The sequence below is a fragment of the Acinetobacter sp. YH16042 genome (assembly GCF_013417245.1).
GTDB classification, from domain to species: domain Bacteria; phylum Pseudomonadota; class Gammaproteobacteria; order Pseudomonadales; family Moraxellaceae; genus Acinetobacter; species Acinetobacter amyesii.
On sequence record NZ_VPEJ01000005.1, the window covers coordinates 153305 to 171028 of the forward strand.

A 17724-nucleotide genomic window follows, 5' to 3' on the forward strand; every position below is an offset into this window, starting at 1 on the left:
TTCGTAGAGATACATCATTTTCATGCCAATAGTTGGTTAGCTATTTTCGTTTTTTGCCTCTGTTTTCTTATTTCTTTGAATTGCTATTTATTACGCTTAGAAAAAGATGTGAACAAAAACGAAGAATCTAATTTTTTGTCCTTCCATTTATACATTTCATTTTTTTATGCAGTCATTGCCAGCTTTTTTCTCACCACAGTGATTCTTGCTTTATTTGCATTACAAACTCAATATTTTGGTCAAGATAAAAATATCATTCTAAAAGGCCAAGTCTATTCACCCACATTTACACTAGAAAAGAAGCCCTGCCGAACTCGCCTTAAATTTCCCGAAAGTGGTTGGTCTACCTTCGCCTATCTCTGTCTAGATACCAAGAAACACAACTTTTATGGTTATTACAAACTCCATTTGAAAACCAGTTTCGCCGGGTCTACGATTCAAGATTATTATTGGATTGATGATCAATTAACATATCAGCAGCATCGTGCCTTAGATATCGATCCACATCAAAAAAGACTGCTTGAAATATATGCCAAACTTGAAAGAGATTTAGGCCCACCTCTATCTGATGATGAAGCCGATGATTTTTTAAATAGACCCAACAACGATTGAGTCTATTTAATTTAGCGCAATATATGCCATACATTATCTAGGCAATAATTAAAATCGCTTTATCATCTTAGTGATTGATATTTAAAACTCTTTCTTTTTAATTCTCAAAGAAAGAGTTATATGAATAGACATATAGCAATACCACGTTCAGCCAACAATCAAATAAGCATCCAAGTTAAACCGACTGAAACCAATGCACATCTTTTACCGATTCACGTTGCTGAATCTGCTGAATAAAAGGTTTAAATTCCTCTAAATATGGCAATATTTTGAATGAAATTGCATACACCATCCAATAAGCTAAATACAAATCTGCTGCGCTAATTTTATCCCCCAACAGATATGGCTGTGCCTGCGCAAGCCCTGTTTTAATAAAATCTAAAAGTATTTTTTCATTACCAAAACTCAAACTGCCACGTTTCTCATCCATCAACTCAGTACTAATGCCGACATTTTTCATGTCCATGTATTCAGTCAGCGGACCATGACAGAAAAACATCCATTTCAAATATTCACCACGTTTGGGATCATCCAAGGCGGGTGCCAAACCTTTGTCACTGAATTTATCGGCTAAATAACTAAAGATGGCTGCGGTCTCACTAATCACGGCAATACCATCGACCAAGCAGGGAACTTTGCCCATGGGGTTAATATTGAGATATGCCGCTTGGTGCATCTCTTCATATGGCACTTCAATAATCTCAACTTCTGACTCGATGTCTAATTCTTTCAATAAAGGCAGAATAGTATTACTGCGTGAGCGTGGATTGCTGTAGAGTTTCATTGCTGGGTTCATTGTAGATATCCTTATTTTCATCCTTGTTGTTCTGTCTATTACTATACGCGGCTTTATGTAGAATTATGTTGCGTTCATCCGTGCTTTAAACACTTTCCGATACAATACGCCCGACTAATAATTACGCTAAATTTGAATTTATATTTAAAGCAAAAAGTATTTACTCCGACTTTCTGACAATCAAACAATTGAGCTCTACATCAATGAAAAATAAATATTTAATTGCCATGTTAACGGTGATTTTAATTTCAGGCTGTTCCAAGAAAACCGAAGAAATGGCAACTGAAGCCAGCGCAGATGCACAACCTGCTCAAGTCAGTACACAGCAAGATCAAGCAGCGGAAATCACATCCAATGAGCCGTCTACCACGCCTGCAACAACACAGAAACCTGAAACTATTTTAAATGAGCAGGTCAACCCAGCCGAAGCCTCTCGTAAAATGGTACGAGAAGCCAATGTCAGTTTTGAGTCGAAAGATGTGGTTAAAACGGCCTTAGAAATTGAAAAACTGACGCTAAGTTTAGGCGGCTTTATTGAACAGAAAAATATCGACTTTATGGTGCAAGAGAGTCAATCCTACCCGATTGCTGACGGTAAAATTAAAATCTTTGAAAAAGTAAATCCGCAAGCGGAAATGATCATTCGTGTGCCAAGTGAAAAAGCTGCACATTTCGTCAATCAACTGTTGCCGCTTATGCATTTTTTGAACCGTCAGCAATATTCGGCAAAACGCTATGAGCTAAAACTACTCGAAGAAAAAATGTCACAAACACAGGTCGTGCCCGACCATGTTGCAACTGCGCAAGTCAATGAAATCTCACGACTGACCCGCTTAGAAGTTCAAGATCGTGTCCGCTATAGCACGATTGTGATTGGCTTTACTCAACCTGCCACTGTCCGTGAACATATCGATATTAACCTTGATGCTGTTGCTCAATTAAATGGCGATAGTTTCTGGCAAAGAGCATGGTACGGTATTCAAAAAGGGTGGCAATTTGTGTTGAGCCTGTTGGTTGTTCTTATTACGATTTGGCCACTCTATCTGATTATTTTTATCTGTTTGATTGCCTACCGCGTGATGAAACCCTATTTACAAAAATGGTTTAAATAAATCAGAGCGATAAAGGCAACATATCATTGAGTCTTTGATTAAAAATATGATAAATAAAAAATCCCGAAGCGCTTAATTCAGGATTTTTTTATTTAAATCTTAGGGCAATATTTAAAGGCTTAGAAAAAACCCATATAGAACTGCTCTTTTAAGACTTTTAAAATCAATTCGATCGCATCATTTTTACGATCTTTTCGATAGCTCGCATACAGACCAATGGTCGGCAAAGGTTCAACGGTACTTTTAACCAATATTTTATCACCGAGCAATGGAATGACATAAGACGGCACCAAACTCCATCCCACGCCCATACCGACCAAATTGACATTTAACAAAATATTGGTCGAATGCTGTACCAAGTTCACATTCAGTTTATTTTGCTTAAAGAAATCTTGAATAATTCGGTATAGCTCAGGTGATGAATGTTCATCACTAATAATAAAATCCTGATTATTCATGTTTTTAATGCTGATATGCCGCTGTTCTGCCACAGGCGAATTTTTCGGCACAATCAGCGCCAAAGGCTCAGTAAAAATCTGAACAGATTCTATATCAGGGCTTTCTTCGACATAACGGGTAAAGGCAATATCAATTTCCCCTTTACGCACTGCGCTGATCTGATCGACATCCATTAAACTATGAAAATGAATTTTTAACTCAGGAAACTGAGCTCGAATATTTGGCATGATATAAGGAAAGACCTTCATTTCAGCCACAGGAACAAAGCCGATATTCAGTTGTTCTTTACTGAGCTGCGCAATTTGACGCGCATCAATCATAGCTTTTTCTGCATGCTCTAAACTCAAACGCGCTTCTTTTAAAAAGGCCTGACCTTCTGCAGTCAGTTCAACTTTTCGGTTGGTTCGCATCAATAATTGCACCCCAACTTCCTGTTCTAGGTCTTTAATTTGCTGACTTAAAGAAGGTTGCACAGTACACATCCGCTGCGCAGCCTTGGTAAAATTTAGCTCTTCGGCAACCGCAACAAAATATCGTAGATGTCGTAATTCCATTATTCAGCTCCTAAAGCACTGCGTTTAAATTGGTTTGCCACGAATAAACGATACATCCACAAAGTGAACAGTACCATCACCGCACAAAATAAATAGGTTGCCTGAAATCCAAAGTATGCAATCAGCACACCCATAATGACCGAACCGACAGCAAGGCCAATATCAAACAAGGCAAAAAAGGTGGATATTGCATGTCCCATTCGGGCTTTTTCTACCGTTTGAATCGCGACCGTTTGCAGACATGGGAACACTGAACCGTAGCCGATGCCCATAAAAACTGCCGATATCCAAAGCACCCATTGATTCGTGAGAAAACTCACAATCACCAAACCAATGGCAAAGCAAATAAAGGACGGATAGATGACTGCACTCGGGCCTTTGCGATCATAGACTTTGCCAACCCAAGGACGGACGACCAACATCGACACAGCAAAGACAATAAAAAAGATACTGGTATAAGCGAGTAAATGCTTCAACTCTGCATAAGCGGTGATAAAACTCATCACACTCGAATATGCAAACGCAGTGAGTAGCGCCACAAAACTGATGGCAAGTACCCGTGTTTCGATCACATCACGCCATTGGATGGCAGCGGATTTGCTCGCTTGATCACTTGATTTAAGCTGTACGTGTTCTTGTATTTGAACTAACCACGTAAAAACATAGCCCACTGCAACCAAGAAGGCTAATACTGCAAATAAGGTACTAAAACTGCTGAATTGAATCATGCTCAGCGCTAAAAATGGCCCGATCACCACGCCTAAGTTGGTCGACATGACAAAGTAACCCATGCCCTCGCCCTTTCGGTGATCTGGAATGTAATCATTTACGATGGGAACATTGACCGTGGTTAATATACTGAACCAAAAACCATGTAAAAAACGAATGACCAACAACGACCACATGCTGTCAATCCACAAATAACTCAGCGCAAAAACGACAAAAATAAAGCCTGAAATACGCACAGAATTGGCTTTACCAAAACGCTCAACAATCATGCCGGAAAAGGGACGAATCGCAATGGATGACACTAAAAATAAGGTCAAAGCCATACCCGCTTGCTGAATCGTACCACCCAATTCTTTCATAATATAAATGGGCAATATGGTCAGCAGCGCAAAGTAATAGCTAAATAAAAACAAGTTATTACACAAACAAAAAACAAAAGACTTGTTCCATAGTGATGCATGATTTTGATGGATCATGATGTCCTTGCCTCACCACCATGTGTGGCTTCTGATTCAATCAGAATCGGCTTAAGCGCCAACTGCACCAGTCGCTTGATATAGTCTTCATCTGGCTGAGTATTAAAGAAAATGATCTGATAATGAATCGGGCCATACAACATATCTAACATCAGCTCAAAAGGATAATCCGCTCGAATTTCTCCACGTTGAATGGCCAATTGAATCAGCTCACGTGTCGCTTCGCGTCGAGGTAACAAATACTGTTTAAAAAACTCACCCGCTGCTTCACGATGCTCCGCCAAAACGACCAGCAATGCTCGACCCACATGCTGATTTAAAGCCCGTGATAGTTTGAGCAATTGTTGATTTAGATTGAACTCTAAACTTTGTGATAAATCGAGCTCAAACACCGACGCGGTGTGCGCTTTAAAAGCATCGAAAACCAGATCGGACTTATGCTTCCACCAACGGTAAATCGTCGATTTTCCCACGCCTGCGCGAGCCGCAATATCTTCAATGGTCATGCTTCGATAATCACTTTCCGCCAAAGCATCTGTGACCGCTTGTAAGATACATTGCTTACGCCGAGAAGTTTTTTCAGTTTCACTCATAATTTAAAAAACGAAACGATACGTATCGTTTTATATTAAACAGTATTGGACTGAATGACTATCTTTAACTGAGCTTTGAAGAATAAACTTTAGTCGCACACTCGGAATTAAAATCCTTACTGCACTATCCAAACAAATTTCAGATTAAAAAAAAGATCGCCTAAGCGATCTTTTCAAATATTCAGCCACCAAAGCGATTAGCTTTGTGTCGACTTTTTATAAATACTGCAAGAAGGATGATGATTTTCCTGTAAACGCGCCACTTTACGATGTTCCGCAGCTTCGAAGCGACAACGTTTCCAGTCATTATCTAGATTTAATGCCGGAATTTGTTTTGGTTTACCTTGATCATCAACAGCGACCATTGTGAAATAGCAACTATTGGTATGACGCACTGTACGTTTTTGAATGTTCTGCGCTTCAACACGAATACCAATTTCCATAGAAGTACGACCTACATGGTTCACACTTGCAAGGAAAGTCACTAACTCACCCACGTGAATCGGTTCTTTAAAATTTACTTTATCGACTGATAGTGTCACCACGTAGCTACCAGAATAGCGACTTGCACAAGCATACGCGACTTGGTCTAACAATTTTAGAATCGTTCCACCATGCACATTACCCGAAAAATTCGCCATGTCAGGAGTCATTAAAACTGACATCGATAATTCTGACTGGTCGTCTAGTGCATTCGCAATTTGATCTAATGGGGACATCTTGTTTCTCTAGACTCGTGATATAACAATGATTAATGTGATTATTATATAGATTTTAATCAAAATTAAATGTTCAAATCGGCAAAAAAACCATCATTATTATTTATAGTGATCATACCATCATTCAGTAAAATATATATCGATAACGATATACACCCGATAAACAAGTATTTATCGCGCTATCTATCAGTTTTTTTTAATCCAAGCTATGCTGTGTTTTATATTTAAAACATATTCATTAAAACGCGTTGTTCATCGATTCAACATAGCACGGCATTAAACTTAATCTTCTAAGACTTTTAACATCTCGAAAGATACGTTGTCATAGCTGGTTTTTTGTCCACCATCATTGGTACTTTCTAGCGTGTAAGAATTATCTACATGTACATGAGTGACAATAAATACGTTATCTTCCATCATCGCAAGCTTTACTTTTTGTCCTACATCAAGCGTTTTCATCTACAGCCACCTTTAAAATATTTATTGGTTTTAAGTATTAATAACCTGATGATATTCTAAACACTTCAACAGTATTGGTAAACGTAAGCACATGAATAAAAACGCTAATATAGGTATATACTCTTAAAATCTACGTAAAACCAATTAATATGATTTTCTTAATTAATTTCAAATAATTAACTGTATATTTTCTTATCATTACGATTTTTATATTTGGCAAATCTTGTGATTAAGACCTAAAACCAATCAACATCCAATATATTAATGATTACTGGATACTATTGAGCATGGGAAAAGCTGAGAGCAAAAATTAAAATGCTTTGCTGAAATAAAAATGCACCCTGAGAGGTGAACAGGATGCATATCAATTTGCTGATCGTACCTGCCTAATCTTTGGCTGCTAAATAAGGAATATGATGCCCCTTGCTGTATTGATGTTCAGCATAAACCCGAGAAATCTCTCCAAGTTTTTCTAAGGTCGCCTCTTCACCTGCAAGCATCGTCGCTTCACGCCCTTTCACATCAAATATATGTGCTTTTTCACGTAAATCAGGTTGAATCACAATGTCTGCTCGCTTGAGCTCTTCTTGAGCTAAACGATTTTGCATAATATTGATATTTTGGTTAAACAAGCCCCAAACATTCGACGTTTCGGTATGAATCGGTCGTGCCAAAATATCCACCGCAATAATAATATCTGCCCCTAAATCGCGTGCAACGTCCACAGGAACAGGACTGACCAAGCCACCATCGACATATTCTGTATCTTCAATAATCGTTGGAATAAACATGCTCGGAATCGACACCGAAGCACGAACGGCCTGTCCCGTATTACCATAGTTGAACACGACTTTTTTGCCATCCTTTAACTCGGTTGCCACCACATACATTGGGGTTTTTAGCAACTCTAAAGGCACGTCATCAACTTGCTCATTAATATAATCTTCAACTTTTTTACCATCAAAAAAGCCTTTTTTGTCCAAGCGTATTTCTCGAACATCATTGGCTTTCATATTTAAGGCGATATCTCTTAACTCATTGGCACTTTTACCTGAAGCATAGATTGAACCCACAATGCTACCCGCACTGGTTCCAACAATAAAATCTGGGTGTATTCCCTGCTGTTCAAGTATTTGAATGGCGCCAATGTGTGCATAACCACGTGCCCCACCACTCCCTAAAACCAAAGCAACAATCGGACGCTTTTCCTGCTTTTTCACTTTTTTAAAGTCAATGCGGTTATTCGCCACTTGAGCAGGTGCTGCTGTATAAGTTCGAATTTGTGATGTTGTTTCAGCGCTGACCTTTTTTGAGCCCACACTTTGACAACCTACAAGGCTGATTGCGAATGCAGTCATCAAAACAGTTATGCTTTTCATTGAGAGATATTCCAAATGCAACTCGATATTTGAAGAGAAAAAGTAGTCTAATCAGTCCACATTCACGTCACTGTTATTATTCGTTAATGCCTCTGACCGATGCACATTATATTGACATACAACCTAGAAATTCATTGGCTGTCAAAATTTCAATGTCTAGCAGAATTTCCACATCAGGATTCAAGCCCTTATCTAGCAAAAAAAGCCCCGATAACGGAGCTTTTTAAAGTTAATTTTTGACTTTACCAAATATCGGAATTAACGCGATCCTTATATTTTGGATGTTCATCCATTTTAAATACTGGCTCTTTTACACCCCGTTTTAACTGTGAGGTGTAGTCTTTCATCAGCATCAATAAGAATGGCGTCAGCAATAAAATCGCAAAGAGGTTAATACTCGCCATTACGCCCATGAAGAGATCCGCTAAGTTCCAAATCAGTGGAACACTCATGATTGAGCCAAAGTACACCATCATGAGGACGACTACGCGGAATATAAACATGACCTTAGGATTGTTATTGATAAACTGCACATTACCTTCAGCATAAGCATAGTTACCGATTACTGAAGAATAAGCGAATAAGAACAAGATTATGGCAAGGAAGTCATCTCCCCATGCGCCAATCTGGCTTTCAAGCGCCATTTGCGTCAAAGCAACACCCTCAAAGCCTGCATTTTCATACAAGCCAGATGCCAAAATAATGATCGCCGTACAGGTACACACCACAAATGTATCGACAAAGACACCGAGCATCTGAACTAGGCCTTGATGGACCGGGTGTTTAACATCTGATGCTGCCGCAGCATTGGGTGCAGAGCCCATACCCGCTTCGTTTGAGAATAATCCACGTTTAATCCCCTGCATCATTGCCATAGAAACCATAGCACCGAAAAAACCACCTGCCGCAGCATCAAATTCAAAGGCTTTACTGAAAATTAACTGGAAAATATCTGGGAGAATCGCAAAGTTAGCAAATGCAACATAGAAAGCAACTGCGAGATAAAGCAACGCCATAAAGGGTACAAATCTTTCTGCAACTTTGGCGATTCGTTTAATCCCGCCAAAAATAATCAGCGCTGTTATAAAGACAAGGAATAACCCTACCCATGAAATTTCAAAACTAAAACTGCCCAAACTCAATACTAGATTGGCTTTATCCCAACCCCAAGCATGTGAAGTTGCACCCGTAATGGCATTGGCTTGTACTGCATTAAAGACAAAACCATAGGTTGAAATCAGCGCGATGGCAAAAACCACACCCAACCACTTTTGCTTTAAACCTTGTGTAATGTAATACGCTGGGCCACCACGGAATTGCTGATTTTGCGTATCACGCACTTTAAAGAGCTGTGCAAGTGAAGACTCCACAAATGCTGAACTCATGCCTAAAAATGCGGTAAACCACATCCAAAACACCGCACCCGGCCCACCAATCGCAATCGCAATTGCAACACCTGCGACATTACCTACGCCGACACGACTGGCCAGTCCCGTCACAAAGGCTTGGAATGGTGTAATCCCATGTTCATCATCGCCTTCTTTACGGCTAGATTTCATCACTTTAATACTATGAAAAAATAGACGAATCTGAACTGCGCCAGTGATTAAGGTATAGAAAATACCAACCGCCACTAAGAATACGACTAAGAAATCCCAAAGCGGATCATTAAAAACTTTGACCCAGCCCATGAGAGTTGCATTTAATTGTTCATCCATAATCAATACCTAAAATGCGAATACAAAAACAAAGGCTCTAAATTAGAGCCTTTGTAGAATTAAGCGAAAAATTTGAGAATTAATTGAATAACCGTCGCATTAATTAAGTCAACAAAGAATGCGCCACATAAAGGAACGATTAGGAAAGCCTTATGAGATGGACCATACATATTGGTAATGGCTTGCATATTTGCAACTGCGGTAGGTGTTGCCCCCATACCAAAACCACAATGACCCGCCGCTAAAACCGCAGCATCATAATTTTTGCCCATTACACGGAAAGTGATAAACGCAGCATATAGTGCCATTGTTAATGTTTGGGCTCCCAAAATCACAACTAATGGTCCTGCAAGATCTGATAGCTGCCATAGTTTCAACGATAATAGTGCCATTGCTAAGTACAGTGATAATGAAGCATTACCAAATACATCAATTGCACGATCAAATATTTGTACGCGGAAAATACCTTCCAGTACATTTCGTAAAATGACACCACCAGCTAAAGCCCATACAAATGTCGGTAATTCAAATACAGTACCTTTACTAAAATCGGTCATGAAGTCCGCAAATGCTAAACACCCTGCAAATAAACCTAATGTGGTAATCGCATTATCTGCTGTAATGAGACGAACTCGATGCGGATATTCAAACGGCACATATTCTGTTGAATTAATATCTGCTAGAGGAGTGTTATCACTTTTTTCAATTTGTTCATGAGTACGAGGCGTTGCAAGTTGATAGCGGTTAATTAATAGCTTAGCCAGTGGACCACCGATAATACCGCCAATAATCAAACCAAATGTCGCACTTGCCATACCTAAGGCTAATGCACCTTGTATACCGTGTTCAACTTCTAAAATTTCACCCCATGCGCCTGCAGTACCATGACCACCGGTAAGGGTAATAGAACCTGCAATCAAACCAATAAGAGGGTCAATACCTAGCACCGTCGCAAGACTGATACCTACGAGGTTCTGCACCATGATGAATGAAGCAACAGCGACGATAAAGATGACCAAGCCGATTCCGCCCTCTTTTAATTTGGCAAAGTTTGCACTTAAGCCAATAGAAGCGAAGAAAATCAGCATAAAACTGGTTTGTAATTCACTACTCGTAGTAATGCTATAACCCCAAATGCTATGTACAACCAATGAAATTATTGCAGCAACCAAACCACCAGCAACAGGCTCTGGAATGTTATATCGGCCTAAAAAACCAATACGATTAACAAGAAACCGTCCCAACAAAAGCACAATTACCGCTGCGATTAAGGTATAAAACGCGTTAAAACTAAATTCCATATAATTTGTCCAAAATTATTTGAATATTTTTAAAGCTCTTCTATCAGCATTAGCTGCCTTTATGGTCTGAAATACAACTACATTTTGTAATTTCAAATCAATAATGCAATTCAACGACTCAAGCTAAAGAGTTTGAAAAATATTCATCATCTGATTCAAATAAGTAAGTCTGAGCTTTAAAAATTAACTCAAAATGACTAACAAATCGCTAAAAGTTTTAAACTGAGAAACAGCCTCAAATGAAGCAAATTCAATGACAGAACATTGTGTATGTCTGTACTGTTTCGCACTATTTCTGAAAAGTCGCACATTATGCAGCCTGAACAATAAAATTTCAGTATTTTTTATTACAAAAAGTTAATTTTTCTATAATTTAAAGTTATATCTAATTGTTTTTATTTAAATACATTCGCATTTTTAATCTATATAAAATATTAAAGATTTAAGCGTAATCCATATACTGTACGTGGTTCAACGCCTGCTTTAACCAGTACGACATCATGACTCAGGCGATTTAATGAATCTATCTGTTTAGTGCTGTGAGTTCATTTGTGTTAATACATCCTCTGTTTAAACAAAAAAAGCCTGAACTAAGTCAGGCTTTTTTGATCGATTCTGATCGATGATTTGAGCTTAGAAGCTATATTTAGCCATTAAGCCAACGCGGTTATCTTTATATGTTTTCCCTGTAAACGCTTCACGTTTACCATTCACATATTCAACACCTAAATCAATTGGTTTCACTGGTGTATAAATCACATTTAACCAAGCTTGCTGTGCTTCTTCATTCGCATTTGAGTTAGATTCATCTTTCGCATACGCGCTGCCATCATCCGCAAATAGCGCGCCGTAAGCTAAAGTCGAACGTAGTTTTTCATTAAACTTATAAGTTGCACCCACTTGTACAGCAGTGAATTTGTTTTGCTCGATGTTGCCATCTACCACAGAGTAAGCCGAGTTAGAACCATATAAATAGTTGCTGTTGCCTTCTGTATACGAGACATCACCATTCAATTTCAATTGATCAGTCACTGCATAAGATGCACCCGCTGCTACACCCCAAGCTGTTTCTGTATCATCCGCAACTTTAGATTTGTAGTTTTCAACCAATGCACGAGCTGAAGCTGTGCCTTTACCTGCTGCAAAACCTTGAGTCACTTTGGCAGTTAAGTTTGGAAGGCGATATGTCGGATCTGCAGCAACAGTCCCTTTACTATCCCCTTCTTCCGCAGAAACAAATAATTGAGTATCTGGAGCTAATTTGTAGTTATAACGAACTTGAGGAATACGTGTAGTACCACCACCCAAGTTTGTATTGAAATCAATCATTTCTGGTGCATGGCTAGATAAGAAGTTAGATGTCGTTTGACCAAATAACCAGTTGTTAAAGGTTAAGTAACCGTGACGTAAGCGAAGTCCATCATTTGAACCACTCGCATCTGCAAAGTCGACTTCAATTTTACCGCCGACTTTATTATCGCCACCCACTGGTGCGGTAAAATCTAAACCAAAACGCGTTGTTTTAGCAGTCGCGCGCAATTTGTCTTTTGTCGCACCAGTTGATGTATGTACGCTGTTAAAGTCATTATCCGCACCTTCAATGATGTAGTTCGCATCACCACGAACAAAACCGTAAAGATTTACATCTGCACCTGCTTTAGATTTCAAGCTTGCCGCTGGAGTAGCTGGTGGCGGTGGTGCAACAGGACGCGCTTTAACTTGCTGAATCTCTGTTTGTTGCTGTTGTTGAACTTGCTGCTGCGCTTTAATCAAACTTTTTAGTTCTGCGACTTCTGCACGTAATTGTTCAATTTCAGAAGTATTGCTGCCTGCATGAGCCATTGAGACCGTAGCCAAACTCATGGCAACAACAAGGGTTTTCATTGGGTGGAATACAGTTTGAGTTTTCATCCTAAGCTCTCTATTGTCCTGTCATTGTTGTATGCCCTAACTCTGGGCGCTTTGTTATTCGCCTATTTGAGCGGACAAATTTCAAGCTGCATATCCGTGCTTTAGTCGCATTAAAGTCCCAACTTGCAGCCCTTAATAACGAAATACTTGAAAGCAAAAAGCAAAAACGCTGAATCCATCACTGAAAATAGACTGAAATATTTAGTTAAAATTCAGACTTAGCCGATTCAGATGGCAAAAAAGCTCAACACCCATACCTTAAAGGTAAAATTCCATACTCTATAGGTATGTCATAAAAACGATAAAATCCGACACATTACCGATAGAGGCATTCGATAGATAGTGATTCAGCATAAAGCACTGTGTTTAATGCAAATAATACTTATTTATCAGTTGCTCTATTTCATTCGAGTGGGACAACAGCGATCCACCGTTTCACTTTTTATTTTCAAATGCATGATTACTTAGATATATGTTTCGAGCAAACAGCAATTGAACTCACAATGGGAAAATAGCGCCCTCATTCATCGTTATGGATGATGAACATTTATCATGAGTGACGCGGATATTTGATCAATAAGACACGTACGTTGATGACCGACGTTTAAGTCAAACTAGCTATACACGTCATCACCTGCATTCAGTTCAACCCATGGCTGAAGCTTTTAAACTACGCATGTTGAACATTGCAACAACCACAAATAGCAGCATAATCAGAGCCATATTGATTAGCGCTGACCATACTAAAAAGTTCAAAAACACTCCGGCCAATAGACCACAGGCAAATTGCATACTTCCCATAATGGCACTGGCTGTGCCAGCTCGTGAGCCTTGTTCAGACATCGCCAATGCCATGGCATTTGGCCCAGTGAAGCCGATTGAAGCAACACATAAGAACATGCCAAACATTACAACAATGATAGAGGAAAGATTATATAATCCTGCCGCCAATAAGATCAGCACACCACACAATTGGAGTGCATTACCCAATTGCAAACGATGGCGAACATCCAGTCGATTTGCAAGTTTCTTATTGAGGGTTGAAAACACCATAATCCCTAAAGCATTCGCCCCAAATACATAAGCAAATTGCTGTTGGCTCAGACCATAACCATCCATTAAAATGGCAGATGAGCCACTGATATAACAAAATAAAATTGCGCCAGAAAAACAGCCTGTGAGCATCGGTTTACGGAAAGTTTCGTCCTGTAAAATCGCGCCAGAAAAACAGCCTGTGAGCATCGGTTTACGGAAAGTTTCGTCCTGTAAAATCGCACCATATAAACCTAAGACTTGTTTCAAACTTAATTTTAAGCGTCGCTCAACAGGCAGGGTTTCTTGAAAGAAAAAATGTACGCAGAAAAGACAAAAAATACCGACAAGTACCAATACCGCAAATATGTATTGCCATTCAAACACCTGCAATACCCATGCGCCTAAAGTAGGTGCAATGATCGGTGCAATTGTTGTCACGATCATCATACTGGCAAAGGCTTGAGCAGAAGCTTGCATACTTAAGCGATCACGAATTGCTGCACGGGCAATCACCACACCAACACAGCCACCCAAGGCTTGCAAAACGCGAGCCGCGATCAAGCTCCATTCACTTTTGGCAAAGACACACAGAAAACTGGCACAAATATATAAAACCAAACCGAAATATAGCGGTGTTTTACGCCCAATGCGGTCGCTGACCGGCCCGTAAATTAACTGCCCAATCGCCAAACCCAAGAAATACGCTGGAAGACTATTGGCCACTTGTTGCGTTGTCACACCAAAATCGTCGGCCATTTGAGGTAAAGCCGGCAAATACATGTCGATTGAAAGTGGACCTAAAGCAGTCAGTAACGCCAATAAGACGATCCAGCGTTGAGAAAATTCCTTTTGTGATTCGACGCTTTTCATAAGAATAATTCATTTATCGCAAGCAAGTTTTGCAGACAAGTTTACACTGCACATAGTATTATTTCTTGGCTTCAATGTGAAAATTCACACGATACACATTGCTTACTGCCCCATCGCTTTAGCAAAGGAAAAATTTTGAACGCCTGGCTCGCACGACTGAAACAAGCAACCTATAACACGACCTTTATGTATAACTTGCGCATGGTCATTGCCTTCGCAGGAACAGCCTTTGTCCCATATTTTTTAGATCAGCAATTGATGACCATTCCCCTCACCTTGGGTGTGGTTGCCGCTGGTCTAAGTGATATCGATGACCGCTTTTCAGTCCGTGTGCTCAATCAAATTTATACTTATATTGGGTTCTTTGTTACTGCGGTATCCATTTATCTGTTGTTCCCGCATCCGATCTTATTTGCATTGGGCCTGATTGTGTCTTGTATCGGTTGGATTCTTTTGGGTTCATTGGGTCGTCGCTATGCCACCATTTCTTATGGCTGTCTGGTGATCTCCGTGTATTCCATGCTAGGGGTCGAACTTTTTGAAAATTGGTATACACAAGCAGGTTTATTGGTCATCGGTGCGATGTGGTATGGACTGCTTTCGACTTTGAGCTTTCTACTGTTTCCTGTACGTCAAGTTCAGGACAAATTGGCGCAAAGCTATTCATCTCTAGGTGACTTCTTATTTGCAAAATCTAACTTGTTTGATGTCGATATGACACCAGAAAGTTACCAGCAAAGTTTGATTGAGCTATCACTAGAAAATGGCAAATTAATTGGCATTTTCAACGATATGAAAACGGTCTTATTAACGCGTTTAAAAGGTGACCGTGGACAAAAAGATACGCGTCGTAGCCTGCAATATTATTTTGTAGCGCAAGACATTCATGAACGTGCCGATTCCGCACATATTGATTATCAAAAATTGACCCGTATTTTTGAACATAGTGATATTTTATTTCGCTTTCAACGCGTGCTCTCGATTCAAGGAAAAGCTTGTAAAGATTTGAGTATCAGCATCTTACAGCGAAAACCCTATCATCATAATCAACGTTTTAAGCATGCATTCCACAATCTAAAATTGTCACTCGAAAAGCTGCGTGAAGAGCAAAAATACGATGAAGTTTGGATCAACTCTTTATTTGCTTTATACCAAAACCTAAAAGGCATCGATGCACAATTACGCAACGTCGAAACTGAGCGTTATATTGACCGACAAGCCCTGATTGAAAATCGTTTAAAAGATGATGATTTAAAAGGTTGGGACGACATCGTCATTCGATTCAAACAACATTTGAGTCCTGAGTCGGTGCTGTTCCGTCATGCTGTGCGTTTGTCGACCGTGTTATTTATTGGTTATATTTTTGTCCAAGTCACCAATATCAGTTATGGCTATTGGATTTTATTGACTGCCCTGTTTGTCAGCCAGCCGAACTTTAACGCCACCAAGCGCCGCCTCTATTTACGTATCATTGGCACCTTGGTCGGGATTATTTTAGGTTATGCAATTTTATATTTTGTCCCTTCTGTCGAAGGTCAGTTATTACTGCTCATTTTAAGTGGCGTACTGTTTTTTGAATTACGCAGTAAGCAATATGCACAAGCTACTGCATTTATTACCATTTTGGCGCTGATCAACTTTAACTTAGATGGCATGGGTTTTGCCGCAGCTATGCCGCGTATGATTGATACACTGATTGGTTGTGCCTTGGCATGGTTTGGTGTGAGTTTCATTTTCCCAGATTGGAAATTCCGTCGCCTGCCTCGAACCATCAGCCGTTCGATTCAAGCGCAGTGTGATTATTTGGCCGAAGTGGTTGAACAATACAAATCTGGTCGTAATAACGGGTTGAATTATCGTGTGGTCCGTCGTGCAGCCCATAATACCGATGCAGAAGTGGCTTCACTGATTTCCACTTTAGCCACCGAACCCGATACCGATCCGACTCAAAAAGCTTTAGCCTTTGAGTTTTTGTGCCTCAATCATACCTTTATTAGTTATATCGCAGCCTTGGGTGCACACCGTGAAAAAATTCAAGATCAACAAGTCTTAACCTTATTGGATAAAGCCACGGATGACATTCAAGGTGCATTGCTGCGTGACGAAGTTCCAGACTTATCTGCGCAAAATATGTTGCAAGAAATCCGTCAGCGTTTGTCACAAAACAGTGAGGAAGATCAAAAATCCTTGATTGTGCTACAACAGCTATCCTTAATGTTTAACGTGTTGAACCAATTTAGCCAATTGAAACAAAATCTCAGTCATGAGCATGATCAAGCATCGACGGAACTGGCTTCACTATAATTTGGATGATTTTGGAACAATATACTCACTGAATTGGTATAAATAATGCTAAACTTTTTACAGTTTTAAATCTGTTACTTTCACTATGACCGCAAAAAATTTATACGCCTACACGCTAGAGCCAGTGGCTTATGAAATTTCTGAAGAAGAACAACGTTATGCTCAACTTGTTCTGTCTCGCAGTAACTTCAAAATTGGCAAAAAAGCATGGCTAATTATGGGTGCAATTCTTGCACTGGCACTCTTGGGCCTCATCTTTATTAAGAACTATTCAACAGTATTTTGCTGGGTAGCTATTGTCTGTGTCGTGATTTACTTCCTTGTGCGTAAATTCGGTATCGAATGGTATGCGAAACGCAAACTGAACGAAGTCCCTGTTCAAGAAATTAAAGGCATCCGTATGGGTGTTCAGCCGCATGGGATCTCTATGCAGCAACGTATGGGCGCAAACATGGGGACGATGACTGTCGGTTGGAAAGACATTCATGAATGGTATGACACCAAAGACTTCATCCTTTTGAACTTTAAAGTAAAGGGTCAAGACGGCGCATACATCTTGCCTAAACGTATGGATAGCAAGAAGTTTCCATTTTCGACCATTCGTAAACATTTAAATGAAACTGTAGGCCCTGCTAAAGCAATTTAAGCCTAACAGACATTTGTTTATAAAAAGCCTCCTCTCTTTGGAGGTTTTTTT

The 17724-nt window shown here is 39.7% G+C and carries 15 protein-coding genes; 4 read left to right on the forward strand and 11 right to left on the reverse strand.

Features of this window, described 5'->3' with window-relative positions; all coding sequences use genetic code 11:
- Positions 1 to 108 precede the first annotated feature (108 nt).
- Positions 109 to 612, forward strand: coding sequence for a hypothetical protein (locus FTV37_RS05805; protein WP_180063246.1), 504 nt, complete (start codon positions 109 to 111; stop codon positions 610 to 612).
- A gap of 175 nt (positions 613 to 787) precedes the next feature.
- Here the strand turns inward: FTV37_RS05805 and FTV37_RS05810 are convergent, their stop codons facing one another.
- Entirely contained in the window at positions 788 to 1396 is a 609-nt protein-coding gene (locus FTV37_RS05810; RefSeq protein WP_180063280.1) for a glutathione S-transferase family protein, read from the reverse strand.
- Between the two features lie 215 nt (positions 1397 to 1611).
- Between FTV37_RS05810 and FTV37_RS05815 the strand changes: the two genes are divergently transcribed.
- Positions 1612 to 2520 carry a DUF4349 domain-containing protein gene (locus FTV37_RS05815; protein ID WP_180063247.1) on the forward strand — a complete coding sequence of 303 codons (909 nt, stop codon included), beginning with the start codon at positions 1612 to 1614 and terminating at the stop codon, positions 2518 to 2520.
- Positions 2521 to 2639: 119 nt separating this feature from the next.
- On the opposite strand, the gene FTV37_RS05820 is transcribed toward FTV37_RS05815, so the two are convergent.
- From FTV37_RS05820 to FTV37_RS05865, 10 genes are all read right to left on the reverse strand, one after another.
- Entirely contained in the window at positions 2640 to 3533 is an 894-nt protein-coding gene (locus FTV37_RS05820; RefSeq protein ID WP_078191428.1) for a LysR substrate-binding domain-containing protein, read from the reverse strand.
- Positions 3533 to 4738, reverse strand: a complete 1206-nt coding sequence (locus tag FTV37_RS05825) for an MFS transporter (RefSeq protein ID WP_180063248.1) — start codon at positions 4736 to 4738, stop codon at positions 3533 to 3535. The genes FTV37_RS05820 and FTV37_RS05825 overlap by 1 nt, the downstream gene beginning before the upstream one ends.
- On the reverse strand, positions 4735 to 5331 hold the full coding sequence (locus FTV37_RS05830; protein ID WP_180063249.1) for a TetR/AcrR family transcriptional regulator: 597 nt from the start codon (positions 5329 to 5331) through the stop codon (positions 4735 to 4737). The genes FTV37_RS05825 and FTV37_RS05830 overlap by 4 nt, the downstream gene beginning before the upstream one ends.
- 197 nt (positions 5332 to 5528) lie before the next feature.
- Entirely contained in the window at positions 5529 to 6050 is a 522-nt protein-coding gene (locus tag FTV37_RS05835; protein ID WP_078191431.1) for an acyl-CoA thioesterase, read from the reverse strand.
- Positions 6051 to 6332: 282 nt separating this feature from the next.
- Positions 6333 to 6509: a hypothetical protein gene (locus FTV37_RS05840; RefSeq protein ID WP_171263721.1), complete on the reverse strand. Its 177-nt coding sequence runs from the start codon at positions 6507 to 6509 to the stop codon at positions 6333 to 6335.
- A gap of 386 nt (positions 6510 to 6895) precedes the next feature.
- On the reverse strand, positions 6896 to 7888 hold the full coding sequence (locus tag FTV37_RS05845; protein WP_180009823.1) for a patatin-like phospholipase family protein: 993 nt from the start codon (positions 7886 to 7888) through the stop codon (positions 6896 to 6898).
- A 242-nt stretch (positions 7889 to 8130) separates the two neighbouring features.
- Positions 8131 to 9606, reverse strand: a complete 1476-nt coding sequence (locus FTV37_RS05850; protein WP_180063250.1) for a sodium:alanine symporter family protein — start codon at positions 9604 to 9606, stop codon at positions 8131 to 8133.
- A 59-nt stretch (positions 9607 to 9665) separates the two neighbouring features.
- Positions 9666 to 10907 (reverse strand): sodium/glutamate symporter, encoded by a 1242-nt coding sequence (gltS, locus tag FTV37_RS05855; protein WP_180063251.1) that lies wholly within the window; start codon positions 10905 to 10907, stop codon positions 9666 to 9668.
- Positions 10908 to 11540: 633 nt separating this feature from the next.
- Complete coding sequence (locus FTV37_RS05860; RefSeq protein ID WP_180063252.1) at positions 11541 to 12818, reverse strand: DcaP family trimeric outer membrane transporter; 1278 nt, start codon at positions 12816 to 12818, stop codon at positions 11541 to 11543.
- Positions 12819 to 13463: 645 nt separating this feature from the next.
- Positions 13464 to 14723 (reverse strand): multidrug effflux MFS transporter, encoded by a 1260-nt coding sequence (locus FTV37_RS05865; RefSeq protein ID WP_180063253.1) that lies wholly within the window; start codon positions 14721 to 14723, stop codon positions 13464 to 13466.
- 135 nt (positions 14724 to 14858) lie between these two features.
- On the opposite strand from FTV37_RS05865, the gene yccS reads away from it, so the two are divergent.
- Both yccS and FTV37_RS05875 read left to right on the forward strand, forming a co-directional pair.
- Positions 14859 to 17027, forward strand: coding sequence for a YccS family putative transporter (yccS, locus tag FTV37_RS05870; RefSeq protein WP_180063254.1), 2169 nt, complete (start codon positions 14859 to 14861; stop codon positions 17025 to 17027).
- Between the two features lie 85 nt (positions 17028 to 17112).
- On the forward strand, positions 17113 to 17673 hold the full coding sequence (locus tag FTV37_RS05875; RefSeq protein WP_078191438.1) for a YcxB family protein: 561 nt from the start codon (positions 17113 to 17115) through the stop codon (positions 17671 to 17673).
- Positions 17674 to 17724 lie beyond the last annotated feature (51 nt).

What these genes read in the sequence shown, in the direction of transcription:
- FTV37_RS05830 (WP_180063249.1), bottom strand. Translation starts at nt 5,331, where the DNA reads ATGAGTGAAACTGAAAAAACTTCTCGGCGTAAGCAATGTATCTTACAA.
- FTV37_RS05815 (WP_180063247.1), top strand. Translation starts at nt 1,612, where the DNA reads ATGAAAAATAAATATTTAATTGCCATGTTAACGGTGATTTTAATTTCA.
- FTV37_RS05860 (WP_180063252.1), bottom strand. Translation starts at nt 12,818, where the DNA reads ATGAAAACTCAAACTGTATTCCACCCAATGAAAACCCTTGTTGTTGCC.
- FTV37_RS05835 (WP_078191431.1), bottom strand. Translation starts at nt 6,050, where the DNA reads ATGTCCCCATTAGATCAAATTGCGAATGCACTAGACGACCAGTCAGAA.
- FTV37_RS05875 (WP_078191438.1), top strand. Translation starts at nt 17,113, where the DNA reads ATGACCGCAAAAAATTTATACGCCTACACGCTAGAGCCAGTGGCTTAT.
- FTV37_RS05825 (WP_180063248.1), bottom strand. Translation starts at nt 4,738, where the DNA reads ATGATCCATCAAAATCATGCATCACTATGGAACAAGTCTTTTGTTTTT.
- FTV37_RS05810 (WP_180063280.1), bottom strand. Translation starts at nt 1,396, where the DNA reads ATGAAACTCTACAGCAATCCACGCTCACGCAGTAATACTATTCTGCCT.
- gltS (WP_180063251.1), bottom strand. Translation starts at nt 10,907, where the DNA reads ATGGAATTTAGTTTTAACGCGTTTTATACCTTAATCGCAGCGGTAATT.
- FTV37_RS05820 (WP_078191428.1), bottom strand. Translation starts at nt 3,533, where the DNA reads ATGGAATTACGACATCTACGATATTTTGTTGCGGTTGCCGAAGAGCTA.
- FTV37_RS05840 (WP_171263721.1), bottom strand. Translation starts at nt 6,509, where the DNA reads ATGAAAACGCTTGATGTAGGACAAAAAGTAAAGCTTGCGATGATGGAA.
- FTV37_RS05845 (WP_180009823.1), bottom strand. Translation starts at nt 7,888, where the DNA reads ATGAAAAGCATAACTGTTTTGATGACTGCATTCGCAATCAGCCTTGTA.
- FTV37_RS05850 (WP_180063250.1), bottom strand. Translation starts at nt 9,606, where the DNA reads ATGGATGAACAATTAAATGCAACTCTCATGGGCTGGGTCAAAGTTTTT.
- FTV37_RS05865 (WP_180063253.1), bottom strand. Translation starts at nt 14,723, where the DNA reads ATGAAAAGCGTCGAATCACAAAAGGAATTTTCTCAACGCTGGATCGTC.